The organism is Candidatus Cryptobacteroides sp., from assembly GCF_056207615.1.
In genome coordinates this window covers 1-26,342 of the sequence record NZ_JBAEER010000075.1, presented here as the reverse complement: position 1 = coordinate 26,342, position 26,342 = coordinate 1, and the positions used below count along the sequence as shown (strand labels likewise).

At 52.4% G+C, this 26,342-nt stretch carries 21 protein-coding genes and 1 pseudogene; 15 read left to right on the top strand and 7 right to left on the bottom strand.

Translation table 11 applies throughout. The features are described 5' to 3' along the window. Positions 1 to 663: pseudogene (locus AC06ND_RS04605) on the bottom strand (SAM-dependent methyltransferase); the annotation flags it as partial. Between the two features lie 84 nt (positions 664 to 747). Here AC06ND_RS04605 and AC06ND_RS04600 point away from each other — a divergent pair. The 3 genes from AC06ND_RS04600 to AC06ND_RS04590 all read left to right on the top strand — a co-directional run bounded on the left by AC06ND_RS04600 (position 748) and on the right by AC06ND_RS04590 (position 4,558). After that, complete coding sequence (locus tag AC06ND_RS04600) at positions 748 to 2,415, top strand: phospho-sugar mutase (protein WP_475677817.1); 1,668 nt, start codon at positions 748 to 750, stop codon at positions 2,413 to 2,415. A 15-nt stretch (positions 2,416 to 2,430) separates the two neighbouring features. Further along, entirely contained in the window at positions 2,431 to 2,892 is a 462-nt protein-coding gene (gene ndk, locus AC06ND_RS04595; RefSeq protein ID WP_475677816.1) for a nucleoside-diphosphate kinase, read from the top strand. A 517-nt stretch (positions 2,893 to 3,409) separates the two neighbouring features. Then, positions 3,410 to 4,558: an RluA family pseudouridine synthase gene (locus AC06ND_RS04590; RefSeq protein ID WP_475677815.1), complete on the top strand. Its 1,149-nt coding sequence runs from the start codon at positions 3,410 to 3,412 to the stop codon at positions 4,556 to 4,558. On the opposite strand, the gene nth is transcribed toward AC06ND_RS04590, so the two are convergent. Both nth and AC06ND_RS04580 read right to left on the bottom strand, forming a co-directional pair. Next, complete coding sequence (gene nth / locus AC06ND_RS04585; RefSeq protein WP_475677814.1) at positions 4,551 to 5,192, bottom strand: endonuclease III; 642 nt, start codon at positions 5,190 to 5,192, stop codon at positions 4,551 to 4,553. The genes AC06ND_RS04590 and nth overlap by 8 nt on opposite strands. Then, on the bottom strand, positions 5,192 to 5,866 hold the full coding sequence (locus tag AC06ND_RS04580; protein ID WP_475677813.1) for a cell division ATP-binding protein FtsE: 675 nt from the start codon (positions 5,864 to 5,866) through the stop codon (positions 5,192 to 5,194). Before AC06ND_RS04580 ends, nth begins: the two co-directional genes overlap by 1 nt. A 70-nt stretch (positions 5,867 to 5,936) precedes the next feature. On the opposite strand from AC06ND_RS04580, the gene AC06ND_RS04575 reads away from it, so the two are divergent. The 8 genes from AC06ND_RS04575 (at position 5,937) to clpX (ending at position 19,532) form a co-directional block, all read left to right on the top strand. Continuing rightward, a complete protein-coding gene (locus AC06ND_RS04575) occupies positions 5,937 to 8,903 on the top strand; it encodes a tetratricopeptide repeat protein (RefSeq protein WP_475677812.1) in 2,967 nt (988 codons plus the stop codon). 6 nt (positions 8,904 to 8,909) lie between these two features. Continuing rightward, entirely contained in the window at positions 8,910 to 10,772 is a 1,863-nt protein-coding gene (locus AC06ND_RS04570; protein ID WP_475677811.1) for a hypothetical protein, read from the top strand. 45 nt (positions 10,773 to 10,817) lie between these two features. Continuing rightward, complete coding sequence (gyrB, locus tag AC06ND_RS04565) at positions 10,818 to 12,803, top strand: DNA topoisomerase (ATP-hydrolyzing) subunit B (protein ID WP_475677810.1); 1,986 nt, start codon at positions 10,818 to 10,820, stop codon at positions 12,801 to 12,803. Between the two features lie 44 nt (positions 12,804 to 12,847). Beyond that, the gene (locus tag AC06ND_RS04560; protein ID WP_475677809.1) at positions 12,848 to 14,110 is read left to right on the top strand and encodes an aminotransferase class I/II-fold pyridoxal phosphate-dependent enzyme; all 1,263 of its coding nucleotides are present in this window, start codon (positions 12,848 to 12,850) and stop codon (positions 14,108 to 14,110) included. A 90-nt stretch (positions 14,111 to 14,200) separates the two neighbouring features. Further along, positions 14,201 to 16,255, top strand: coding sequence for an HD family phosphohydrolase (locus AC06ND_RS04555; protein ID WP_475677808.1), 2,055 nt, complete (start codon positions 14,201 to 14,203; stop codon positions 16,253 to 16,255). Positions 16,256 to 16,326: 71 nt separating this feature from the next. Continuing rightward, a complete protein-coding gene (tig, locus tag AC06ND_RS04550) occupies positions 16,327 to 17,640 on the top strand; it encodes a trigger factor (protein WP_475677807.1) in 1,314 nt (437 codons plus the stop codon). 9 nt (positions 17,641 to 17,649) lie between these two features. Beyond that, entirely contained in the window at positions 17,650 to 18,315 is a 666-nt protein-coding gene (locus tag AC06ND_RS04545; protein WP_475677806.1) for a ClpP family protease, read from the top strand. Further along, positions 18,315 to 19,532, top strand: coding sequence for an ATP-dependent Clp protease ATP-binding subunit ClpX (gene clpX, locus AC06ND_RS04540; RefSeq protein WP_475677805.1), 1,218 nt, complete (start codon positions 18,315 to 18,317; stop codon positions 19,530 to 19,532). Before AC06ND_RS04545 ends, clpX begins: the two co-directional genes overlap by 1 nt. Here the strand turns inward: clpX and AC06ND_RS04535 are convergent. From AC06ND_RS04535 to AC06ND_RS04520, 4 genes are all read right to left on the bottom strand, one after another. Then, positions 19,529 to 20,254, bottom strand: coding sequence for a helix-turn-helix domain-containing protein (locus AC06ND_RS04535; RefSeq protein WP_475677804.1), 726 nt, complete (start codon positions 20,252 to 20,254; stop codon positions 19,529 to 19,531). The two genes, clpX and AC06ND_RS04535, sit on opposite strands and share 4 nt — an antisense overlap. A 328-nt stretch (positions 20,255 to 20,582) precedes the next feature. Then, positions 20,583 to 22,502, bottom strand: a complete 1,920-nt coding sequence (locus tag AC06ND_RS04530; protein WP_475677803.1) for a S9 family peptidase — start codon at positions 22,500 to 22,502, stop codon at positions 20,583 to 20,585. A 16-nt stretch (positions 22,503 to 22,518) separates the two neighbouring features. Further along, positions 22,519 to 22,932: a hypothetical protein gene (locus AC06ND_RS04525; protein ID WP_475677802.1), complete on the bottom strand. Its 414-nt coding sequence runs from the start codon at positions 22,930 to 22,932 to the stop codon at positions 22,519 to 22,521. Between the two features lie 60 nt (positions 22,933 to 22,992). Beyond that, positions 22,993 to 23,334: a DUF3276 family protein gene (locus tag AC06ND_RS04520; RefSeq protein WP_475677801.1), complete on the bottom strand. Its 342-nt coding sequence runs from the start codon at positions 23,332 to 23,334 to the stop codon at positions 22,993 to 22,995. A gap of 92 nt (positions 23,335 to 23,426) precedes the next feature. On the opposite strand from AC06ND_RS04520, the gene AC06ND_RS04515 reads away from it, so the two are divergent. From AC06ND_RS04515 to coaE, 4 genes are read left to right on the top strand one after another with little or no spacing between them, the layout of a single operon-like run. Then, entirely contained in the window at positions 23,427 to 24,347 is a 921-nt protein-coding gene (locus AC06ND_RS04515) for a transcription antitermination protein NusB (protein WP_475677800.1), read from the top strand. 31 nt (positions 24,348 to 24,378) lie between these two features. Then, a complete protein-coding gene (gene yajC / locus AC06ND_RS04510; protein WP_475677799.1) occupies positions 24,379 to 24,699 on the top strand; it encodes a preprotein translocase subunit YajC in 321 nt (106 codons plus the stop codon). A 6-nt stretch (positions 24,700 to 24,705) separates the two neighbouring features. Further along, on the top strand, positions 24,706 to 25,668 hold the full coding sequence (locus AC06ND_RS04505; protein ID WP_475677798.1) for a YbbR-like domain-containing protein: 963 nt from the start codon (positions 24,706 to 24,708) through the stop codon (positions 25,666 to 25,668). Between the two features lie 5 nt (positions 25,669 to 25,673). Then, complete coding sequence (gene coaE, locus AC06ND_RS04500; protein WP_475677797.1) at positions 25,674 to 26,249, top strand: dephospho-CoA kinase; 576 nt, start codon at positions 25,674 to 25,676, stop codon at positions 26,247 to 26,249. Positions 26,250 to 26,342: the final 93 nt, after the last annotated feature.

Genomic DNA, 26,342 nt, shown 5'->3' with positions numbered 1-26,342 from the left:
CAGCAGTTCCTTGCACTCGCCGGCGGAGCCGACGACGTGGATTCCGCTCACATGGTCGCCGAGCTGCTTCGCGAGCAGGCTGATGTCGGCCATAGGGGAGAGCTTGACCATTACGAGCGCAGCGCAGTCCAGAAGTTCGTCACGGAGCGTGAGGACGTCAGGCCTGCAGTCCTCGACCATGAACACCTTTCTTCCCGTATCCGAACGCCTGGCCGGGTCGAGGAAGATCATGTCCGGAGTGAAGCCGTCGAGTATGGTGCGGAGCGCACCTGGAGTCAGTTCGTTGCTGTGGACGGAAATGTTGGGGGCGGAGAGCTTCTCGAAGTTTGACCTTGCTCCTTCTGCAAGCGTGGTGTCCATCTCGTTGTAGAAAACCTCGCTGCAGACCTGCGAGAAGGCCCATGAGTCCACTCCGAGGCCTCCGGTCATGTCCGCCAGACGCGGCTTGGGGCCGGCGTCGGGGGTGCCGCTGATCCTTCGGAACTCACGCAGGACGACGCCGGCCTTGTACCTGGCGGTCTCGGATGAGCTGCACTGCTCGGTACAGAGCTTGGTGGGGAAGCAGAGCCCCTCCACATCCTGCCATTCCGGCACCTTGGCAGCCATCTTACGGGCTCCTTCGGAATCAACTTGGCGAAGTATGTCTGCAAATGACATTTTCATGCTTGCAAATATAGCTATTATGCCAATTTCTTTATATATTTGTGGATACACTGAAACTGATTAAATCTAAATACAATAAGTCCTATGGCAGATTACATGAACGTAGTTCAGAGCTGGTTGGATGGAAACTACGACCAGCAGACAAAAGGTGAGATCCTCAGGCTTCGCAACAGCGATCCAGTGGCTCTCGAAGATGCATTCTATCGTAAGCTCGAGTTCGGTACCGGCGGTCTCCGCGGTAAGATGGGCGTGGGTACCAACCGAATGAACAAGTACACTGTCGGCATGGCCACTCAGGGTCTTGCCAACTACATCAAGAAGAACGTTGAGGGTGACGACATCAAGGTCTGCATCTCTTACGACAGCCGTAACAACAGCAAGCTCTTCGCGAAGATCACTGCTGACGTGCTTTCCGCTAACGGTCTTCATGTATATATCTTTGACAACATCCGTCCTACTCCTGAGCTCAGCTACTCTATCCGCAAGGTGGGTGCTCTCGCAGGTGTCATGGTGACCGCTTCCCACAACCCTAAGGAGTACAACGGTTACAAGGTGTTCTGGGCAGATGGTGGCCAGATCACTTCACCGGTGGACAAGGACATCGTTGCCGAGGTTAACGCTATCAACGATCCTTCAGAGGTCAAGTTCGATCCTTCAGCAGTTGAGAACCCAGGTTCAGTTGAACTCATGGGCGCAGAGATGGATGAGTCTTACCTCAGCGATATCCTTTCACTCATGCTCTCTCCAGAGGCAGTCGCAAAGCACACCGACCTCAAGATGGTCTACACTCCGCTCCACGGAACAGGTGTACGCATCGCCCGCACTGCTATCGAGAGACTCGGATTCACCAATGTTTACCATGTCCTCGATCAGGATATGAGCGACGGTGATTTCCCAACCGTCAAGTCACCAAACCCAGAGGAGACCGCTGCAATGCAGATGGCACTCGACGAGGCGGAGAAGGTAGGCGCAGAGCTCGTTATGGCTACCGACCCTGATGCTGACCGTATGGGTATCGCAGTACGCGACAACGAGGGCAAGATGATCCTCCTCAATGGTAACCAGACCGCTTCTATCCTCACATATTACATCCTCACCCGCTGGTCAGAGCTCGGAAAGCTCAACGGCAAGCAGTACATCGTGAAGACTATCGTGACCACCGAGCTCCTTCCTGCAATCGCAGCCAAGTTCGGCGTGAAGACCTACAATGTCCTCACCGGTTTCAAATACATCGCTGAGGTTGTCAAGAAGAACGAGGGCATCGCACAGTTCGTGTGCGGCGGCGAGGAGAGCTACGGCTTCAACATCGGCGAGTTCGTACGCGACAAGGATGCTCCTGTAGCTTGCGCAATGGTTGCAGAGTGTGCAGCATGGTGCGCTGAGCAGGGTATGACCCTCTATCAGTTCCTCCAGAAGATCTACGCAGAGATCGGTTACTACAAGGAGAACATGAAGTACATCGTTCGCGAGGGTAAGGCTGGTGCAGAGGAGATCGACGCCATGATGGCGGACTTCCGCCAGAACCCTCCTAAGGAGATCGCAGGTTGCCCTGTAGTCGAGGTTAAGGACTACAACCAGCCAGAGAAGACCGGTCTTCCTAAGTCAAACGTGCTCCAGTTCTTCAGCCAGGACGGCGACGTCGTTACCGTACGCCCTTCAGGTACTGAGCCTAAGATCAAGTTCTACTTCGGCGCTAAGGGTGCTGACGCGGATGCTAAGATCGAGGCACTCAAGAGCCAGTTCATCAAATAATTCAGCGATACAGATATGGAAAGAACACTTGTAATCCTCAAGCCGGCAACGGTTCAGCGTGCGCTCTGCGGCGAAGTCATCTCACGTTTCGAGAAGAAGGGCCTGAAGATCGTAGCAATGAAGATGGTCAACCTCACTGACGAGCTGCTCTTCGAGCATTATGGCCACCTCAAGGACAAGCCATTCTTCCCGATCCTTCTTCGTTCGATGAAGAAGACCCCTGTGGTGCTTATGGCACTCGAGGGTGTGGAGGCCGTCCGCGTGGTTCGCGAGATGGGTGGTGTGACCAATGGTCGCAATGCGGCTCTCGGCACCATCCGTGGTGACTACTGCATGAGCAAGACCGAGAATATCGTGCATACTTCGGATTCTCCTGAGTCTGCCGCTATCGAGCTTGCGCGCTTCTTCAAGGAGGAAGAGTATTGCACATACGCTAATTATCAGGTTGACGCCTTCTACGCAGAAGACGAACTTTAAGATGGAACTTCAGAAGAAGTTCACATATCCCTTCTCATACACTCCGCATCCTCTTGTCAGAGAGGCTGCGGAGCGTTTGATTTCGCATGTGGCTTCAGACCCGGCGCTGGATGCCCTCTTTTCCGAAGGTAAGATGCTCGGCGTCCTTCTGGTTGCCGGCCCAGCTCCGGATCCAACTGCTGCGTCCGCTTCGGGCCCCGGCAGTTGCACATTGCAACCTTCGCTTCGCTCATCCCTCCCAGCAGAGCTGGGCCCCTCCCATTTACAAGGCCATGTGTGGCCATGGGTTGCCAGTACAGCTCCGGATCCAACTGCTGCGTCCGCTTCGGGCCCCGGCAGTTGCACATTGCAACCTTCGCTTCGCTCATCCCTCCCAGCAAAGCTGGGCCCCTCCCATTTACAAGGCCATGGGTGGCCATGGGTTGCCAGTACAACTCCGGGGTCCGAAGCGGAGAGGGTCGGAGTCCTATGGGGATTTTCGGGACTGGCAGGAGGACTGTCGAACGTAGAGGGGTTTGTGCCTCCGATATTTGACCTGACAGATCCTGAGGGATACTTTAAGATTAGGGAGGCGGAGATCTCGGCACTTACTCCGCGCATCGCCGCAGAGACCGATCCGAGCAAGAAGACGGAGCTGATGGCGATGCGCAAGACGATGTCTGAGGACCTCCAGAAATGGATTTTCGAACATTTCGTGGTCCTGAACGCGAAGGGCGAGAGCCGCAATGTCTGTGAGATCTTTGCTGAGAGAGGACTCGTACCTCCGGGCGGGACCGGCGATTGCGCATTGCCGAAGATGCTCCAATATGCATATATGAATGGACTCAGACCGGTGGCTTTTGGGGAGTTTTGGTATGGGCGTTCGCCGAAGTCTGAGGTCCGTGCCCATGGAAGCTTCTATCCTTCATGTACGGGAAAGTGCGGGCCGTTGCTTGCATACATGCTGAAGGGACTGGAGGTCGAGCCTAACCCGATGGAGGCGTACTCTTCGGTGCTGATTCATGAGCCGGAGATACTTTTTGAGGACGATACCTTGATTGTTGTGGACAAGCCTTCCGGCCTGCTTTCCGTGCCGGGCAAGATCAAGGCTGAGTCCGTGCTGGCATGGCTTCAACGCAGGGCAAACCATGCGGGCAGCGGAGAGAGGATATATTCCTGCCACAGGCTTGACATGGATACATCTGGCGTCCTTGTGTTTGCTAAGAGCGTCGAGGCGCAGACTGCGATTATGCGACAGTTCGAGGAAAGGGAAGTGTCGAAGAGCTATGTGGCACTTCTTTCAAGCGTTTCCGTGAAGGGGACGGCAGCGAGACTCGAGAGGGGGATGCGAGGGAAGATTGAGCTCCCGCTCATGCTCGATTATTACGATCGCCCTCGTCAGATGGTGGACGAGCAGGATGGCAAGAAGGCTTTGACCGAATATGAGATACTGGATGAGTTGGACGACGGTGAAATCCTTGTAAGATTTGTCCCGCGCACCGGAAGGACACACCAGCTGAGGGTGCATTCGGCGCATGTGGAAGGCCTTGGAAGGCCTATCAAGGGGGACAGGCTGTATGGCGACATGTCCGGAGGACGCCTGTGCCTGCATGCGGAGTCGCTGATTTTCTCTCATCCGAAGACGGGTGAGAGGATGGAGTTCCGGACCGATCCTGATTTTATTTGATTTCTCGTTTTTCGTGCATTCTGCAGAAGGGTGCGATGCCGCAGCTTTCGCACTTTGGCTTGCGTGCTGTGCAGATGTACCTGCCGTGAAGGATGAGCCAATGATGTGCGATGAGCCTTTCTTCCGGTGCGATTCCCGCCGTGAGTTCCTTCTCCACGGCTTCGACTGTCTTGCCGTCCGAGAGTCCCATTCTGTGGGAAACCCTGAATACATGGGTGTCTACGGCAATCACTGGCTTGTCGTATATGACTGAGGCGATTACGTTCGCGGTCTTTCTTCCTACTCCGGGAAGTTTTACAAGTTCATCAACGTCCGACGGAACTTCGGATCCGAAGTCGTTCACGAGCATCTGGGCCATGCCGATCAGATGCTTGGCCTTGTTGTTGGGGAAGGAGATGGACTTTATGAGTTCGAAGACTTCCTCGAAGGAGGCTTCTGCGAGGTGACGAGGCTGCTCGTAGCGGCGGAATATCTCAGGGGTGTACATGTTCACCCTCTTGTCGGTGCACTGGGCGGATAGAATGACTGCGATGAGAAGGTGGAACGGACTGTCGAAGTCCAGCTCGCTCTGCGCTACCGGAACGTTCTCCCTGAACCACCCGAAGATCTTTTCGTATCTCTCCTTCTTTCTCATCAGAGCTTTACTGCGGTTTCTTCCTTGCACTCGTAGATTGTGCCTGGGTAGGTGTCGCAGATGGTCCTGTTGTGGGTCACCATCACGACGGCCGTGCCTTCCCTGTTGATGCTGGTTAGCAGTTCCATGATGCCCTGGGCGGTCTCATGGTCGAGGTTTCCGGTAGGCTCGTCGGCGACTATGAGCTCGGGCTTGTTGAGAAGTGCCCTCGCGATCGCGATTCGCTGCTGCTCGCCGCCGGAAAGCTGCGGCGGATGCTTGTGGAGCTTGTGGGTCATGCCTGTGGCGGCGAGGACTTCTTCGATGCGCTCCTTGATGAGTTTCCTGTCCTTCCAGCCGGTCGCTTCGAGTACGAAGGTGAGGTTCTCCTCGACCGTTCTGTCCATCAGGAGCTGGAAGTCCTGGAATACCACTCCGATCTTTCTTCTCAAGAACGGTATGTCCTTTGTACGTAAGGTGCTCAGATCATGTCCGCAGACGCTTCCGCGGCCTTTCTTGAGCTCGTTCTCTGCTATGATGGTCCTGATGATCGAGGTCTTTCCGGTGCCGACTTTACCTACGATGTAGACAAAGTCTCCGGGGTTGACGTTCATGTCAAGTCCGAACAGGACGGTGCTTTCTCCGTTCATGATTTCGGCACCTTCGAAAGTGATGAGTGGATTGGTCTCAGACATGTGAAAAAATACCTTTTGGAACACAAATATAGCCAAATTTTTTGCTAAATTTGTAAAATATATTGACTACATGAAACGTACTATCCTTTATACGATTCTGGCGGCTTCAATGGTGCTGGCCGGAACCTCAGAAAAGGCATTCGCCCAGCGCTCCGAGCAGAAGGAGTACAGGGATGCCGTCAGTCTATATGAGCGGGGACTCTACGAGCAGGCGAGGATTGCTTTCGAGTCCATTTCGGCAGGAAAGAACGATCCGATGGCCGAGGGTTATGCCGTACTCTGTCAGGAGAAGATGAAGACGCCTGGATATGAGGCGGCTTTCGACAGATATACCGATCTCTATCCTTATTCGGCACTTACGCCTCAGATCCGTTATCAGTATGCCCTGAATCTCTTCGATGAGGGTGACTACAAGAGGGCTGCGGATTACTTTGCTGAAGTGCAGGAGAAGCAGCTTCCTAAGAGCCAGAGACCTGAGTTCATCTTCAAGGAAGCATACAGCAATTTCGAGATCGCGAACAAGCCTACCGCGCAGCAGCTCTTCCTCAAGGTCGACGAGCTTAATTCCGTCAATTATTCGGCTCCGGCAAGATATGCCCTCGGATACATGAAATACGAGGACCAGAGGTTCCGCGAGGCCATCAGCTGGTTCGAGAAGTCCATGAGGGATCCTCGTTTCGAGGCAATGTCGTCGTACTATATCCTCGACTGCCGATTCATGCTCAACGATTATGCTTATGTGACCAAGGAAGGTCCGGCAAAGCTTGACTCTGTTCCGGTAGAGTGCCGTCAGCACCTTGCGAGGATAATCTCTGAGTCTTTCCTCGTCCAGGGCGACGCTGATTCGGCAAAGAAGTTCTATGCTTCGGCGGATGCTCCTAAGACCAGGGCAGAGCATTTCTTCGCAGGCTCGCTCAACTTCGCCGTCAGCGACTGGCAGGCAGCCGTGGAGAACTACACCGCAATGGAGGACAGGACTGATTCACTCGGACAGCTTGCCAACTATAACCTCGGCTACAGCTACATCCAGCTCAAGAACAAGGTCGCAGCGATGCGCTCGTTCAAAGAGGCAAGCATCGTGGACCATGATCCAGTGGTCACGGAGGATGCCTTCTACAATTATGCGAAGCTCGCATTCGACCTGAACAACGACGCGTCGGCGTTCAGCAGCTATATCCAGCGTTACCCATCCAAGGCCAACAATGACCGTATCTTCGGATACATGGCGGTCGCAGCCCTTCGCAGCCGTGACTATGCTGCGGCGGTAGAGTACTTCGACAAGATTGATGAGCTCGACGAGAACATGCGTGGCAACTACATGAAGACGAATTACCTTCGTGCCAGCCAGCTCATCAACGACGGTGCCTACAAGGGTGCGATTCCTTGCCTCAAGGCTTCGTCATACTACTCTCCGAGGACCAGCGGCATGTGGCAGCTCAGCAGATTCTGGCTTGGCGAGTCCTATTTCCGCAGCGGTGACTATGCGAACGCAAGACAGGTGTTCACCGAACTCTACAACATGTCCGCTCTTGACGGAAGGGACGAGTCCGCACTGATTCCGTTCAGCATCGGCTATTGCTACTTCAAGGAAGGCGAATATGATCAGGCCATCAAGTGGTTCGACGTCTACATCGACGAAGGTGACGCCGCCTATCGCAAGGGCGCGATACTCCGCAAGGCCGACAGCTGGTTCATGAAGAAGAAATATACCTCGGCGATTCCTATCTACGAGCAGGTTTCTGCCGAATACAGGAACGTCAACGATATCTATCCTTACTATCAGGCGGCGATCTGCTACGGCCTCACCGGCAACAACCAGAAGAAGATCAGTGCCCTGCTTCCGGTGAAGAACGCATCTCCGGAGTCTCGCTTCTACTCGGAGGCGGTGTATGAGCTCGGACGTGCATACATCGCTACCAACAAGACCACAGAGGCGAGGGCTTGCTTCGAAGGCCTGCTCGAGGATGCCAAGGACAGCACCTACATGGCCAAGTCTCTCATCGAGCTTGCGATGATCTTCAGGAATGCGAAGAAATATGATGCGGCTCTGGATTATTATAAGCAGGTGGTTGAGAAGATGCCTGAGACAGAATACTCAGATGACGCTCTCGCTGCCATCGAGTCCATTTACCAGAGCAAGGCTGATCCTCAGTCATATCTCGACTATCTTGCCGAGATCGGTCGCTCGGGCATGAAGACTGAGGCCGAGAAGGAGGCGATGATATTCAATGCGGCTGAGCAGATATACCTCTCTGAGGACTATGAGAAGGCTCTTGCCTCACTCGAGAAATTCCTTGGCCAGTATCCTTCTTCAAGGATGGCTGACAAGGCATATTACTACATGGCTGACAGCTATCGTAAGCTAGGTCAGAAGGAGACAGCATGCGACACCTACGCTAAGGTCGTGTCATTGGGCAGCGGCGCTTACCAGGAGCTTGCTCTCGTTCAGTACGCGGAGCTCGCGCAGGGTCTGCAGAGGTATGAGGAAGCATACACAGCCTACGGAAGGCTTCTCGACGTGGCCCGTCTTGACGAGAACAAGTATCTTGCTCTCCAGGGCAGGATGATGTCAGCTTTCAAGGGCAGGATGTTCGAGAATGCACTCGAGGCTGCGGAGATCGTGAAGAACGACAAGCGCAGCGACGAGGATGCAATACGCGTAGCTCAGTGGGTGACTGCAAAGTCATATCTCGCAACTAGCCGAAGGGATGAAGCACTTGACGTGCTCGTACCTCTCGCTCTCAAGCCAAGGACTGCCGAGGGTGCAGAGGCTGTATATCTTCTCATCCAGGATTGCTACGACAGAGGTGACTTCGAACGCACCGAGGAGCTCGTGTACTCTTTTGCTGATTCCGGGTCAAATCAGGACTATTGGATCGCCAGAGCGTTCATCGTGCTCGGAGATTCATTCCTGGAGAGGGGAGAAGGCAAGCAGGCTATGGCTACATATCAGAGCATCGTCGACGGCTACACTCCTAAGGGTAACGATGACGATATCATCGACAATGTGAACATCCGTATCAACAGACTCAAGTAGAAAGACATGAAACTCAGGATATTTATTTCGGCAATGGCCATGACCGCATTCGCAGCGACTGCGGTGGCCCAGAACCTCGATCCTACGGTGAACGTCACCAGGGCCTACGAAGGCAAGCTCCTCGAGGTTGATAAACCGTCTTTCAGGATGGATGTGCCTGATTCCGTAACCAGGTTCAACCTTGATTTCGACTATTCTGTCATGTCCAACCCATATAAGGGCGGAAACGAGTTCAACCCATATCTCCAGGATATCCGTCCGGAGCGTATGGAGGCGAAGGAATCTAGCTTCTGGCTTCGTGCAGGTGCAGGCTACAGCCTCCATCCGGAGCTGGATTTCGTGTGGGCTCCTATCCGTCGTGACGGCTTCAAGATGAACATCTACGGCACGCATCGCTCGTATGTCGGCAAGTACCGTGACGTCAGGATATTTGAGGACGGAGAGAACTATGTGCTCAGACCTGAGACCTACCTCATCAACAAGGAGGAGAAGGCCTTCAAGGGTTATGATCTCAGCAGCAGGGCCGGCGTGAACGGACGCTTTGACTGGGAATCGGGAACCCTTCTCTTCGATGCAAGCTACCTCGGTATAGCTACCAAGGATACCCTTGACACAGCCTTCGGTATCATCGATTCTGATTCCAAGAGCGCCCCAGGTCGCGACTATAACGGAGTGGATGCCTATGCACGAGTCAAGTCAAACCACAACGGTGAGAAGTATTTCTTCTATGATGCGGCTCTCGGATATCGCTTTGGCCAGCATAATGTGGCTACGACACAGATGGATTGGCTTCGCGAAAGCCGTCTCAAGGCTGATGCAACCCTCGGTCCGGTGCTCTCATACTACCATGCTATCCTTCTCGGCGTTTCTGCCGAATTCGCCGGATACCGCACGGATGAGAACTCCAAGGCCATCTTCGACCATGCAGGAAGGCTTTCTCTCACTCCGCAGTATCGCTATGTCAAGAACAGATGGAACATTTCCGCCGGTCTCAAGGTCGAGTTCCTTGCCCGTCCGGAGGATGTGATGACGGAGAGCGGGGAGGTCGCGTTCCCGGCGATGAACTCCAACAAGGGTCAGGTCTTCTATCCGGCTGTGGATGTGAACTTCGCAGCGATCAGGAACTATCTGAACATATATTTCCGTGCTAACGGTGGCGCAGACATCAACAGCTACTCGTCTATGCTCGAGAGGGACCATTGGTTCAATCACAGGTATGCTGAAGGCAACACCTATCTCGTTGGCGCGAGAAAGCTCCTTCTCGACAACACGGTGACCCGTGCGGACGTTTCTCTCGGTGTCAATGGAAACATTGCGACAATCTTCGACTATGACCTCCGCTTCGGATATGCAAACCATCAGAACTACCTCTTCCAGGCGGTTTCACAGGTGCCTCTCGGAGAGGGCGGCATACTCCTTCCTCAGGTGGCGTATGGCAGCCTCCAGCAGGCTTACGCAGCGTTTGACTTCGGAGTCAACACGGAGATCATTGATGTCAAGGGTGGCATACTCTGGAGATATTCGTTCTATGGAAAGAAGGATGACGGGTCAATGCGTGAAGGCTTCCTTCCGTCTCCTCTCAAGGGTGACGTCGACGTGACCTATAACTGGAGGCGCAGGATATTCGCGGGAGTGAGCATCGAGGGTGCACTTGGCAGCAATGCTCTGGCTCGCGTAGGTGCTCCTGAGGCTGGCCTTCTCAGACTCCCAGGATACCTTGATCTCGGTCTGAATTTCGAGTATGTGATTTCGAAAAAGCTCTCAGCGTGGGCTAAGGGCGGAAATCTCGCATGTATGACCATTCAGCGTACCCCTCTCTATGCTGAGGCGGGACCTTATTTTACGGCAGGAATCTGCTTGAATTTGTAAAAGAAATTTCGTACATTTGTCCGTTTTATAAAGTATACCATTTCTATGACTGAAAACGAAGCACTGAATACAGCAGAAAATCAGTATTCGGCGAATAGTATCCAGGTCCTCGAAGGACTTGAGGCAGTAAGGAAGAGACCTTCGATGTACATCGGTGACATCGGTGAGAGAGGTCTCCATCATCTCGTCTATGAGGTTGTCGACAACAGTATCGACGAGGCCCTCGCAGGTTACTGTACTCACATCGAAGTATATATCAATCCGGACAATTCCATCACAGTGAAGGATAACGGCCGTGGTATTCCTACCGGAATGCACGAGAAGGAGCACAGAAGCGCTCTCGAGGTCGTTCTCACGGTGCTCCATGCAGGAGGTAAGTTCAGCAAGGACAGCTACAAGGTTTCCGGCGGTCTCCACGGAGTCGGCGTTTCCTGCGTGAATGCCCTTTCTGACTATCTCAGGGCAGAGATCCATCGTGAAGGCAAGATCTTCGTACAGACTTACTCAAAAGGTAAGCCTACCTCACCGGTTGAGGTGATCGGAGAGGCCGAGGATACCGGTACACAGGTGACTTTCCATCCGGATCCTGAGATCTTCGTGGAACATCAGGTGTACAAGTATGAGACCCTCGCAGCACGTCTTCGCGAGCTTTCTTACCTCAACAAGGGTATCCATATTACCTTCACCGACCTCAGGCATGAGGTTGCGTCCATCGATGAGCATGGCGTGGAGACTAAGGGTTACAAGAGCGACGTGTTTTATTCAGAGTCAGGTCTCCGCGAGTTCGTGGAGTATCTCGACGCCGGAGCCGAGAGCCTTATCAGCAGCCCTATCTGCATCCAGAACGATAAGATCATACCTATCGAGATTGCACTCCAGTACAATACCGGATTCTCTGAGAAGATCTATTCATACGTAAACAATATCAACACCATTGAGGGTGGTACCCACCTCGACGGTTTCAAGAGGGGACTTTCCGGTACTCTCAAGGCATACGCCGAGAAGAACAACCTCCTTGCAAAGTTCAAGGGAGAGCTTTCTCCTGAGGACTATCGTGAGGGTATGACAGCAGTCATCTCTGTCAAGGTGGCTGAGCCTCAGTTCGAGGGACAGACCAAGACCAAGCTCGGTAACGGCGAGGTTCGTGCTGCTGTCTCGCAGGCAGTGAGCGCCGCTCTCGAGGCATACCTCGAGGAGAATCCTCAGATGGCAAAGACCATCGTCGAGAAAGTCGTCCTCGCAGCAAATGCACGTCTCGCGGCACGTAAGGCGCGTGAGACAGTCCAGAGGAAGACCGTCATGTCCGGCGGTGGACTTCCTGGTAAGCTCTCTGACTGCTCAGACCGCGATCCTAAGAAGTGCGAGATCTTCCTTGTCGAGGGAGACTCTGCAGGTGGAACCGCAGTCAACGGTCGCGACAGCAGAATTCAGGCCATCCTTCCTCTTCGCGGTAAGATTCTCAACGTGGAGAAGGCGCCAGAGCACAGAGTATTCGACAGCGAGGAAATCCGTAATATCTACACCGCTCTTGGTGTGACCATCGGAACTCCTGAGGATCCTAAGGCGTTGAACCTCAGCAAGCTTCGCTACCACAAGGTCGTGATCATGACCGATGCCGATGTCGATGGTTCCCACATCGACACCCTTATCCTGACATTCTTCTTCCGCTATATGGTTGACCTCATCCGCGGAGGACATGTATATCTCGCAACACCTCCTCTCTACCGCGTGAAGAAGGGCAAGAACCAGGTTTACTGCTGGACTGACGACGAACTTAAGGCTGCGATCGCAGAAATCGGCGGCGGTTCGGAGAAGGGAGTGAACGTACAGCGTTACAAAGGTCTCGGTGAGATGAGTGACGAGCAGCTCTGGGATACGACCATGAATCCTGATACCCGTCTCCTTCGTCAGGTGACCATCGAGAATGCGGCCGAGGCAGAGAGAACATTCTCCATGCTCATGGGTGACGATGTCCCACCTCGTCGCGAGTTCATCGAGCAGAACGCACACTTCGCAAACATCGACGCATAGTCGTCAGCTAAAAAGAAAGTATTAATCCAAACCTACAATATTTTATGGTAGACATTTTTGATAGAATCGCCAAAGACTCAGGCGGCCCTATTGGTCAATATTTCGACCAGGCATTCGGTTATTATATGTACCCAAGGCTCGAGGGTGAACTCGGTCCTCATATGATCTTCAACGGTAAGGAAGTCCTCAACTGGAGCCTTAACAACTACCTTGGTCTCGCAAATCATCCTGAGATCAGGAAGGCAGATGCACAGGGTGCTGCAGACTGGGGCCTCGCATATCCTATGGGTGCCCGCATGATGTCAGGTCACACAAGATATCACGAGAAGCTCGAGAAGATGTTCGCTGACTTCGAGAAGAAGGAGGATGCATTCCTCTTCAACTTCGGTTATCAGGGTATCGTTTCGACTATCGATGCAATCACCAACCGTCACGACGTGATCGTCTATGACGCAGAGTGCCATGCTTGCCTGATGGATGGTATCCGTCTCCACGACGGCTCTAAGTATAAGTATCGTCACAACAATATCGCTGACGCAGACCGCGTCCTCACCCGTGCATGTGCAGAGGCAGAGGAGCATGGCGGTGGAGTCCTCCTCATCACCGAGGGTGTATACGGTATGACCGGTGCGCTCGGTAAGCTCGATGGCCTCGTAGCGCTCAAGCAGAAGCACAACTTCCGCATCATGATCGACGATGCACACGGTTTCGGTCTCCTCGGAGAGCATGGCCGCGGTACTTCTGAGCACTTCGGCGTAATGGACGGTATCGACCTCTACATCGGTGCTTTCGCTAAGTCAATGGCATCAATCGGTGGTTTCGTTGCTGGCCCTAAGTATGTCATCAACTACCTCCGCGCAAATCTCCGTTCTCAGATGTACGCCAAGTCACTTCCTATGCCTCTCGTAATCGGTAACATCAGGCGTATGGAAATCATCGACTCACCTGAAGGTGACCAGCTCCGTGCAAAGTGCTGGGAGATCACCCACGCTATCCAGAACGGCTTCAAGGAGCTTGGATTCGACATCGGCGAGGCTGAGGCATGCGTTACTCCTGTACATATCAAGGGTGGTGTAGGTCAGGCATCGAGGATGGCTAAGGACCTTCGTGAGAATTACAAGGTCTTCTGCTCAGTTGTCGTTTACCCTGTCATCCCTAAGGGTATGGTCATCTTCCGTATCGTCAGCACCGCTGCCCATACAATGGAGGATGTCAAGTATACCCTCAATGCATTCAAGGAGATCAAGGAGAAGCTTGATGCCGGCTTGTATGACGGTGACGACTTGGAGGCAATGACCATCAAATAATGAAGCCTAGAAGCTTTAGATAGACAATAAGATTAGAGTTGGAGCCAGCCCGTAGACGCGGGTTGGCTTCAGCCAATATAGATACAGACTATGTACGAAGCCAGATTTCCAAGGAATTACAAGATCTATGTGGCTCTCTTTGCGCTTGCCGTGGTGCTCTTCTTCCTCATGCCGAGGTCGGGCAACTTCAAGCAGGATTACCGCAAGGGAAGTCCGTGGATGTATGATAACCTCGTAGCTCAGTTCGATTTTCCTGTGCTCAAGACCGATACCCAGCTCCAGGCGGAGAGGGAAGCTCTCGGCTCTGACAACACTCCTTACTACAGGAAGTCGGCAGAGGTCTACAATTCTGCAAGGAATGCAGTGTCCTCGGCAGACTTCGGTGAGAACGGAGAGGTCCGATCATCAATCCTGGGCTGGCTGGCTGCTATCTATGACAGGGGAGTGCTTCAGTCGAAGGATATCCCCAACGTCGATTCGTACATCTATGTGCAGACGGACAAGAAGGCGATAAAGTATCCTCTGTCCGAGCTTTACACCGTGGATGAAGCCAAGGCGGAGATCCTCGCGGCGGTGAGTGCATCCTCTACGGGCATGAATGCAGACTCGCTCTGCGTTGCGATAGGTGTGTATAATTTCATCCTGCCTGACCTTTCATTCGATCAGAAGACGACGGATTTCGTCCGATACAGCTCTGCAGACCTCATCTCCACTACCGACGGAATCAAGCCTGCGGGTACGCTCATAGTCTCGACGGGGGAAGTCGTGACAGCTGAGATCGAACAGCTCCTTGATTCGTACAAGGCCGAATATGAGAACAGCCTCGGTTACAATGGTCCTATCATCTTACTGCTCCTTGCGAACATGCTGATGTCACTGATTATCGTGGCCCTGCTCTTCTTCTCGATTCTCTACACGAACGAGTCCATTTTCAGGGACACGAACCGTTTCATGTACATCCTGATGCTCTTCCTTCTCTCCTGCGTGGGTTCCCTCGTAGTGGACAGGATAGGAGCTCACTACCTTTTCATGGTGCCGTTCACTCTCGTGGCCATCTACATGCTCGCCTTCTTCAAGAAGCGCGTGGTACTTCCGGTATACATAGTGTCGCTCCTGCCGCTGCTGATCTTTGCTCACAACGGACCGGAGCTCTTCGTGATGTACCTCGCCGCCGGTGTTATGACCATATACACATTCGCGTATTTCAACCGTGGCTGGCTTCAGTTCGTGAATGCCTTCCTGATCTTTGTCGTGCTGGCGGTGGTTTGGATGGTGTTCCAGCTCTTTGAGGGGGTCGCATCTCTGTCTGACTACAGTGTGCTGGCTTCACTTGCGCTCAGTGCTTTCCTATGCGTTGCCGGCTATCCTATCATCTTCCTCTTCGAGAAGATATTCAGGCTGGTTTCAAAGAACCGTCTCCACGAGCTCTGCGACACCAATGCCAACAAATGCCTGATTGAACTCAATCAGAAGGCTCCAGGCACCTTCCAGCACTCTCTCCAGGTGATGAACATGTGTGAGGCTGCCGCGAAGGAAATCGGCGCAAACGTCGAACTTATTCGTGCCGGTGCGATGTATCATGACATCGGCAAGATGATGAATCCGGGATGCTTCATCGAGAACACCGACGGCAGCAACCGCTTCCATGAAGGTCTTACCCCTCAGGAAAGTGCCCAGCATCTCATCAGACATGTCAGCGACGGTCTCGTCCTTGCCGAGAAGTATGGACTTCCGGACATCATCGTCGACTACATCAGAACCCATCATGGAACAACCCGCACGGGATATTTCTACGGAATGTATCTCAAGAACGGTGGCTCTCCTGATGCTCCGGAGGCGGCAATGTTCAGCTACACAGGCCGTAAGCCGATAAAGAAGGGACATGTGATCCTCATGCTCTGTGACTCAGTCGAGGCAGCATCGAGGACCCAGCCGGACAAGACCAAGGAATCGCTCGAGGCCCTTGTGGATAAGATCATCGATGGCAAGATTGCCGAGGGTCAGCTAGTCGAATCAGATATCACCATGAGTGAACTCGAGAAGGTGCGCAGCATCATCAAGAAGTATCTCATCGACATTTACCACCCACGTATCGCGTATCCGGATGCCCAGGATGCTGAGCAGAAGAAAAAGCGACGCCTCTGATTTTGAATATCAAGGAAATAGTGGTATTTTTGCACCCCTTTGTGTGGAAATAATAATTACAAGATAAGAATATGAATATTAAAGAAAACAAGATTGACAATCTCAATCTCGAACTCACCCTGCAGATCGCAGCTGCAGACTATGCTGACAAGAAAAAGAAGAAACTCTCTGATTTCCGTCGCAAGGCAGAGATCAAGGGCTTCCGCAAGGGTATGGTTCCAGCATCTCTCGTAGAGAAGATGTACGGCCAGAACGCTCTCGTTGATTCAGTCAACGACGTTATCTCTGAGACCCTCAGCCAGTATCTCCAGGACAACAACATCAGGCCTGTAGGCGAGCCTCTTCCATCTGAGGACCAGCCTTCAGTAGAGTGGAAGGACGGTAACGACTTCGAGTTCAAGTTCGATGTCGCTCAGAATCCTACCCTCGACTTCGAGCTCAGCAGCAGCGACGAGGTCGTATACTATACCATCACTGCTACCGCTGAGGCAAAGGCGGAGATGAAGTCAAACCTTCTCCGCCAGTACGGTTCTCTCGAGGAAGGTACCGAGGCTAAGGCAGATGACTTCATCATTGCTGACTTCGAGCAGGAAGGCATGAAGGTGGAGGGCACCTATGTGGCTCTTCGCTCAATCGCAGAGGACGTTCGTCCTGCATTCGTGGGTGTCAAGGCTGGTGACGTTCTCAACGTCAACGTAAATGAGGCTTTCACCAACGAGGCTGACCGTGCAGCAATGCTCAAGGTAACCAAGGAGGAACTTGCAACCCTTAACCCAGAGTTCAAGGTAAGTGTGACCAACGTCAAGACTTTCGTGGATGCTCCTATGACTCAGGAGACCTTCGACAAGATCTTCGGCGAGGGCAACGTGAAGAGCGAGTCTGAGTTCGACGCAAAGATCGAGGAGAGACTCAAGGCAGAATATGTTCAGGAGGCTGACTATCGTCTCCAGAAGGATATGAGGGATTACCTCGTTTCAAAGGCAGCCATGGAACTCCCTGAGAAGTTCCTCAAGAGGTGGATCTTCGTCGCTAACGACGGTAAGTTCACCCAGGAGGACATCGAGAAGGAGTGGCCACTCTTCATCGAGGACTATCGTTGGCAGCTCGTACGCGACTATCTCATCGAGAAGCTCGGCGTCAAGATCGAGGAGGCTGACGTGATGAACTCAGCAAAGGGTTATGCTGCATACCAGTTCGCAATGTACGGCATGAACAACGTTCCTGATGAGCAGCTCGAGGCATTTGCCAAGAACATCCTCAGCCAGGAGAAGGAGAGCCGCCGTATCATCGAGCAGGTTGAGAACGAGAAGACCGTGAACGCAGTTCGCGAGATCATCTCCCTCAAGAAGAAGAAAATCTCTGTAGCAAAGTTCCGCGAGCTTTAATTCATGAAGATGAGCAGCGAGTTTGAGAAATATGCGAGGTCTGCAGGTGTCAGCTCACTGACCCTGCATGACTATCGTAGTGCGGTTGATTCATATATCAACCCGACTATCATCGAGGAGAGGAAGCTCAATGTCGCTTCCATGGATGTGTTCAGCCGTCTGATGATGGACAGGGTCATCTTCCTCGGTGTACCAGTTGACGATGATGTCGCAAACATCATCACCGCCCAGCTCCTGTTCCTTACATCCAACGACCCTTCAGCAGACATATCGCTCTATCTCAATACTCCTGGCGGACAGGTTTCCTCAGGTCTTGCGATATACGATACGATGCAGATCATCGAGCCTGACGTCGCTACTATCGTGACAGGAATGGCTGCGTCGATGGGATCTGTGCTTCTCTGCGCTGGTGCGCATGGAAAGAGGTCGGCTCTTCCACATTCACGCGTGCTGATCCATCAGCCGCTCGGAGGTGCGAGAGGCCAGGCATCTGACATTGAGATTGCTGCTAGGGAAATACTTAAGACAAAACAGGAACTCTACAAGATCATATCCGAACACAGCGGACAGCCAGTCGAGAAGATCGAGGCCGACGCAGATCGCGACTACTGGATGACAGCCCAGGAAGCTCTCGAGTACGGAATGGTTGACGAGATCCTGAAAAAGAGAGTCTGATGGCAAAGAAGACATCAAGATATTGTATGTTCTGTGGCAGGAGTGAGGCTGAGGTCCCGCTCCTGCTTCAGGGTATTGACGCATGCATTTGCAGTGACTGCGTCAAGATGGGAAACGAATATCTCCGGGACTTCCAGAAAAAGGGCAATAAGAAAGGGGCGAAGGCGGACGAGCCTGAGCTCAAGCTGCTCAAGCCTATGGAGATCCACAAGGCTCTTGACGAGTATGTGATTGGTCAGGACAGGTGTAAGAAGCTTCTTTCCGTAGCGGTCTACAACCATTACAAGAGAATCAACAACAACCTCATCCGCAAGGATGACGGACTTGAGCTCGAAAAGAGCAATATCCTGATGGTCGGTCCTACAGGTACGGGAAAGACCCTGATGGCAAAGACAATTGCGAAGCTTCTCGACGTTCCTTTCACCATCGTTGACGCTACAGTGCTCACTGAGGCCGGATATGTCGGAGAGGATGTCGAAAGCATACTTTCACGCTTGCTCCAGGAGGCCGACTATGACCAGGAGAAGGCGGAGAGGGGAATAGTCTTCATCGATGAGATCGACAAGATTGCACGTAAGAGCGACAATCCTTCAATCACCAGAGATGTCAGCGGCGAGGGCGTTCAGCAGGCCATGCTGAAGCTTCTCGAGGGCTCGGTGGTCAATGTGCCGCCCCAGGGTGGACGCAAACATCCTGAGCAGGAATTCATCCATGTGAATACTCAGAACATTCTCTTCATCTGCGGCGGTGCTTTCGAGGGAATAGAGCGGAGGATTGCGCAGAGGCTCAACACTCAGGTGATCGGTTTCGGCGCTTCTTCAAAGAATCAAGTTGACAAGAACAACCTTCTCCAGTACGTATCTGCACAGGATCTCCGTGCCTACGGTCTCATCCCTGAGATCATCGGACGACTTCCCGTGATCACCTATCTCGATCAGCTTGATAGGGAAGCGCTTCTGAGGATACTCAAGGAGCCGAAGAATGCACTTATGAAGCAGTACGCGAAGATGTTCGAACTCGACGACAAGGAACTCATCATCGATCCAGAAGTCCTCGACCTGATCGTCGATACTGCAATAGAAAAGAAATTAGGCGCCCGTGGTCTGCGCAGCATCTGCGAACAGATCATGACGGACGCCATGTATGAAGCTCCTTCCACCAAGAAGAAGAGTTTTCACGTTACGCTCGAATACGCAAAGGAAAAGCTCAAGAACTAGTGCTTGACTTTGCTGTTTACCGTATGAGACCGGCGATACTCCTTAGGAGTCTTGCCGGTTTTGTCGTGAAAGAACTTAGTCATGTGTGACGGGGTAGAGAATCCGAGATCGAAGCTCATGCTCTGCATGGTCTGGTCGGTTGTGGCCAGACGGTGCTTGATCTCGTCAACGGTATAGTCGTCTATCCACTCCGTAGGATGTCTTCCCGTTGCCTTCTTGACGAGCGATGAAAGGTACTTGGACGACACATTCAGCCTCTCCGCATAGAAGCTTACGCGGCGTGACTCGATATAGTGCTCCCTGACGAGCGTAATGAATCTGTCAGATATTTCGTGTTCTCTCTTGGTCGAATACACTTCGGACTGCTCCATCCTCTCCATTGCGAAGAGTGAAGAATAGGTGAATACCTTGAGGTAGCCGGTGATGATCTCGTATGAATAGTTCCTGTCCTCGTAGCGGAGAAGAATCTGGAGGTCCTTCGTGACGAGTTCATAGATGTGGAGCTGATTCGCGGATAGGCTAAGTACTCGAGGACGGCAGAACAGTTTGTTGAGGCTGAGCCTCATTTCCATGTCGATGATGCTGTTGAGGAAGCTACGGTCAGTCTTGATCACACGGATCTTGAAATCTTCGCTCCTTTCGTCGAACCTGAAACCTCGGTCAAAGATGAGCGCGTATTTCTGCTTGCTTAGCTGGAATTCCTCGCCGGTTTCAATGTACATTCTAGCACTTCCTTCGAGACAGATTATGGCGAATATGTTCTCGTTCGTCTGATACCAACCATCGACAAACGGTATTCGTTGTCTTCTGATCTCTTGGGCAGAGTTGTCAAAAATTTCTACTCTCATGTTAAGTTTTTATAGGTTGCTATAGGTTAAATGCGAAAATTATGATATAAATTATGGTGTAAATGTTACTTTTATTAATTCAAAAAGTTCTATATTTGCACTGAATGAATGTCAACACCATTCATCTCACACAACACACACTTTCAATTCTAATTTTTTTCTGATCGGGCAGGACAGTTGCGAAACTATCCTGCTTATTTTTTTATAGGTAATCTTCGAAATACATTGAAACCTTGTCCATCAGATGTACCCTCCAAGTGCCGGATACATTATGCTCTGAAAGCGGGTATGGGAAGTAGTCGAGCTGGACGTTCTCCTCAATGCACTTCTGCACGAAGCTGAGGCTGTGCTCCCAGACGACGGTGTTGTCGATGGCACCCTGGCAGATCAGCAGCTTGCCCTTGAGATCCTTTGCCTTGTTTATGAGGCTGGTCTTCTCGAAGCCCTCCGGATTCTCCTGAGGGGTATCCATATATCTCTCTCCGTACATCACCTCATACCACTTCCAGTCAATGACAGGACCGCCGGCCACGCCTACCTTGAATACATCAGGGTAGTTGGTCATGAGCGAGATGGTCATGAATCCGCCGTAACTCCACCCATGTACGCCGATTCGGTCAGCATCGACGTATGGAAGGCTCTTGAGCATCTTTATTCCTTCCATCTGGTCAGCCATCTCTGCCTGACCGCACTGCCTGTGGATCACCTTCTCGAACTCTGCGCCCCTGTTTGATGTACCGCGGTTGTCCTGGACGTATACGAGATATCCTCTCTGTGCCATATACATCTCCCATCTCCTGAGCTGGGCCATGTAGCTGTCCTGCACCATCTGTGAGTGCGGACCACCGTATACGTATACGATCACCGGATATTTCTTGCTCGGGTCGAAGTTGATAGGCTTGATCATCCTGTACCAGTTGTCGAATTTTCCGTCAGCGCTCTTGACTGTTCCGAGGTCTATCTCGGTATATGCGTAGTCCATTGTAGGATCCTCTGCCTGCATGATGAGCTCGCGAGTCTTGCCGTCGCTGCTGACCTTCTCTGCTGTCCCTGGATTGCACAGGCTGCTGTATACATCGATGAAATATGCATATTCCGGGTCCATCACGATCTGATGCCAGCCCTCGGCGAAAGTGAGTCTGGTGACCTTTCCCGGTACGAAGCTGTTCTTCTTTTTCTTGAGTTCGACTCTGAAGAGATGGTTCTCGACAGGTGATACCTCTGCGGAGGTGTAGTATACGAACTTTCCGTCGTTGCCCACGTACTCGACGTCGGCGTCAGTTGCCGTCAGACGGATCACATTCCCGTCGTAGTCGCAAAGATAGAGGTTGCGGTAGCCATCCCTGTTGTCCGTACGGTAGATGAACTTGTCCTCGCAACCCTTGACGAACCACACTGGGTCGCTTGGCTCCACGTATCTTTCGTTCTCCTCGGTGAGGATGGTCTTCTCGAAACTTCCGTCTGCGGATGAATACATGTTCATGTGGACATGGCTCTGTGCACGGTCGAGTACCTGGATGAGGATGTGACGGCTGTCAGGTGACCAACTGATGTTGGAGAGATAACGCTCCTCTGTGAAGTCGGTCGGCTTGACCCAGACGGTTGACCCGCTTGCGAGGTCGTACACGCCCAAGGTGATGAGCTCCGAATCCATTCCGGCCATAGGGTAGCGTATGTCGACATTGTTGCCAGTCCTCGAAGTGATGTTGAAGAGAGGGAACTTGGTCACACGGGTCTCGTCCTTCCTGTAGAAGGCGAGCTTGCTGTAGTCAGGACTCCAGAAGATGCCTCCGCTGATTCCGAATTCGTTCCTGCTCACGGTCTCTCCGTACACGATGCCGTCAGCCTCGCTCCTTGCGACGCAGATCTGTTTGCCGTCGCCTTTGTCTATGTAGAGGCTTCCTCCTTCGCTCCATGCCTTCACCGAAGGCTTTGCCGAGGCCTGTGGAAGATAGTCGCGCACCTTGCCCATCTGTGGGCTGAGGGTCCTGCTGAGAATGGTCTCCTCCATGGTGAGGATCTTGCCGTCAGAAGGATTTGCCGGTCTGACGGACACCACGCCCGGCTGAGCCATCATCACGGTGGCGAAAAGTATTGCAGAGAGAGTTATGAGTTTCTTCATGATCTGAATTCAACGATTAGTCGTGAACTGCGACTATGCGGTCCACGATGAACTTTTCCTTACCGCGCCAAGGAAGCTTGCCGAGGTACTCCTTGTAGTGTAGCTCGACCTGCTTGCCTCCGCAGTGATACATGAGCGAGTCAGCGATTGCCTTGTCCTTGACAGAGAACAGGAACTCGTTTGACTGTATGCCCTGGCCGGTCTGGCTTGCTGCCTTTGCGTTCCTGCTTGCACTCTTGGAATTGAATCCTGACTGTACGATATATCCCTCGTATGTCTTGAAGACATATCCCTTGTAGACGACCCTGTTGAGCTCGCCTGCCTTCACGCCCTCTCCGAACACGAAACAGTAGCGTATGTAGAAAGTGATGCTGCCGATCAGCAGCAGTGCTATCGAGAGATAGATTATGATCTTGGTGCTAGTCTTCATCTTTGCTTTGTTTCATACAAAACAGGACGCGAGAGCCTCGCGTCCATGTCGTGTCGTTTTCTATAGTTCTTCAAACTTCACGTCGGTGTAGCCGTCGTCATCCTTCTTCTCCACGACGTCGTAGGCGCAGTTCTTTCTCACGTAGTCCACCACTTCCTGGAGACCGTCCGCAAACTTCTCGAAATCCTCCTTGTAGAGGAAAATCTTGTGTTTGTCATAGGAGAAAGTTCCGTCTCTCTCGACCCTTCTCTTGCTTTCGGTGATCGTGAGATAGAAATCGTTTCCCTTGGTCGCCTTCACATCGAAGAAATAGGTGCGCTTTCCTGCCCTTACCGGCTTTGAGTAAACGTCCTCACCATTACGCTCCTGTGCGTAGCTGTCTTCAAAATCCTCGCGGTTCATGGTACTGTGATTTTTATTGTCTTTACCTCAACAAAAATAATGTTTTTTTCGGGAATTGAGCGTATCTTTGTCCAAATTTTGATGATGATATTATGTTGAATAGACGTATATTGAGGATCAAAGCCTTCAAAGCTCTTTACAGCAGTGTAATTCTCAGGGAAAGCGGCGCAGAGACCTCCATCTCGGATGCAGAGAAGCTGCTTGCCGAGTCATGCGAGTCTACGAGGGACCTCTATGTCCTCATGCTCGGTCTCGTACCAGCCCTCACCGCTGTGGCGGGCACGAAGAAGAATCCTGACACCAAGTTCGTCGACAACGCACTCGCGAAGCTCATCGGCGACGATATCGATTTCCAGAAGACCTGGAAGAAATACAAATATTCATGGGATCAGTACGACCTCGTGCTGAAGAAGATCTACGCATCGATCTGCGAGAAGAAGTACTATGCGGACTACATCGCTCGCGAAGAGTCGTCTCTCGCTGAGGATTGCCGTCTCTTCACCCGCATCTACGAAGAGGAAATCGTAGACGCCGAGGGGCTTGACGAGATCCTCGAGTCCATGGACATATACTGGAACGACGACCTTGCATATTGCCTTACATGGTGCTGCAGGACCTTCAAGTCCTTTGCGGACGGTGAGCACTGGCGTCAGCTTCCTCTCTACCAGAGCGACATCCTCGCGAAGGGCGGAAAGGCAGTGGAAAGCGACCATGCGTTCGTCCTCAAGCTTCTCCAGACCTCATATTCGGCCTATGCCAAGTACTCTGCGATGATCTCCGAGTCTGTGCCTAGCTTCGACCGTGACCGCCTTGTGACCACCGACGTGTGCCTGATGGTCTGCTGCCTCTCCGAGATCTGCAACTTCCCTTCAATCCCGGTAAGGGTGTCGCTCAATGAGTACGTGGAGATCTCCAAGTTCTACGGAACTCCTAAGAGCAGCGTCTTCGTGAACGGTATTCTCGACAGACTCGTGGTGAAGCTCCGCAGCGAAGGCCTCATCAACAAGGACTAATCCATTAACCGCAATAACCAAAAGATAAGATATGAACACTCTTAACATCCTCCTCCAGGCTGCACAGCCTGCCCAGCAGGGTTCCGCAATGTCAATGTGGATCATGCTCATCCTCATCTTCATCGTGATGTGGATATTCATGATTCGTCCGCAGCGCAAGCAGCAGAAGGAACTCGAGAACTTCCGTAACTCACTTTCGAAGGGCGACAAGGTCGTAACCATCGGCGGCATCTACGGAAAGGTAGTCGAAATCCAGGAGAAGACCCTTCTTCTCGAGGTCGACAACAACGTGAAGATCAAGGTTGACAAGACTTCGGTCGTAAAGGATTTCTCTGACGCTGCAAGGCAGTAATTAGAAATGAAGGAAATCCTCGGGAAGATAGCCAGGTTCCTGAAACTTGACAGGGGAGATATGCCGGTGTTCCTGGCATCTCTCCTCTTGGCGTTAAGTATATGGTTCATACATAACCTGGCACTCAAGTACACCGACTTCGTGTCCGTTCAGGTCGTTGCGAAGAGCAGCATCGAAGGACATGCCGAGCTGTCGACCAACAGCGCGGAGGTCGTTGCACGTGCCCGCTGCATCGGTTTCAACATCGTGAAGATGAAGATAAGACATTCCGACAGGGTGATCAATGTGCATGACGAGGACTTCCATCATCTCTCCGGAGATACCTACTACCTGACCTCAAAGGAACTCATGGGCTTCTCGCACGAGCTCTTTGGAGAAGGTTCGGTAGTCGAATATTTTGTGACCGATACCGTGACCTTCAGGTTCGCTCCGGTGAGCCACAGGAAGGTTCCGGTGGTGCTGAATGGCTCTTTCGAGACCGAGGCGGGCTACATGTTCACGGACGGCGTGAAGCTTTCTCCCGACAGTGTCACCGTCTATGGTGAGATGAGCAGGCTCTCTACGATCGGAGAAGTCCTTACCACCAGGTTCGGCAAGTCAGGCATATCGAACGACGGACAGGGCGTACTCAAGCTCAGCAAGATAAAGGGAATGCGTCTCTCAGAGGATGAGGTAAGGTACTCGTACTCTGCCGTGCGCTATGTGGATATCCCGTTCAGCTCGGACATACAGATCGTCAACAAGCCAATCGACAAGAAGCTCGTAGTCGTTCCGTCGTCTGCTGACATCAGGTTCCGCTGTGCGTTCCCGCTTGCAGTTGATCCTACGGTTTCGGCTGTCCTTTATGTCGATTACGACGACTATCTTGATTCAAGGTCCGGCAAGTGTCCGGTAAAGCTCAGGGTCAAGGACGCTGGCGTCATCGACTATACCATCGACCCGATGTTCGTCGAAGTGTTTGAGCAATGACGACCTTGCTCATAACAGGAGGCATAGGCAGCGGAAAATCCTGCGTCTGCCGTATCCTTGCCGAAAGGGGAATCCCTGTATATGATTCGGATTCCATGGCCAGGAGCCTCTACGACCGTGATCCGGAACTTGCTGAGGCGGTGGTCTCGGCGATGGGACCGGCGGTGAAGGGTGAAGATGGCAGTATAGACAGAAAGGCTCTCGCCGGGATAGTGTTCTCGGACCAGGCCAAGCTCTCGAAGCTCGAGAGCCTCGTGCATCCTGCGGTCTACCGTGACTTCGATGCTTTCCGCAAGGAACATCAGGACGCGGAATTAGTGGTCTTCGAATCGGCCATAGCCCTCCAGAGAGGACTGCCGGAAGGCCTCGTCGACAAGATTGTATACGTCGACGCCCCGTTGAAGCTGAGGGTTGCGAGAGCCTCGCAGCGTGATGGCAGAAGCAGGGAAGAGACGATGAAAAGGGTGGCAGCCCAGCCATCCGTCGCGGACGATCCGCGTATAGACCTGGTCCTCAGGAACGAAGGAACGGAAGAGGAGCTCAGGAGGGCGACAATACAAATGTTGGATAAATACTACTGATGCGTTAAAAATTTCAAAATAAAGTTAGTTCATTGACATCTTGATTTAGAATGAGTGGTTGTGGCTCCGTAACGAGCCTTCTCAGTTCTACTT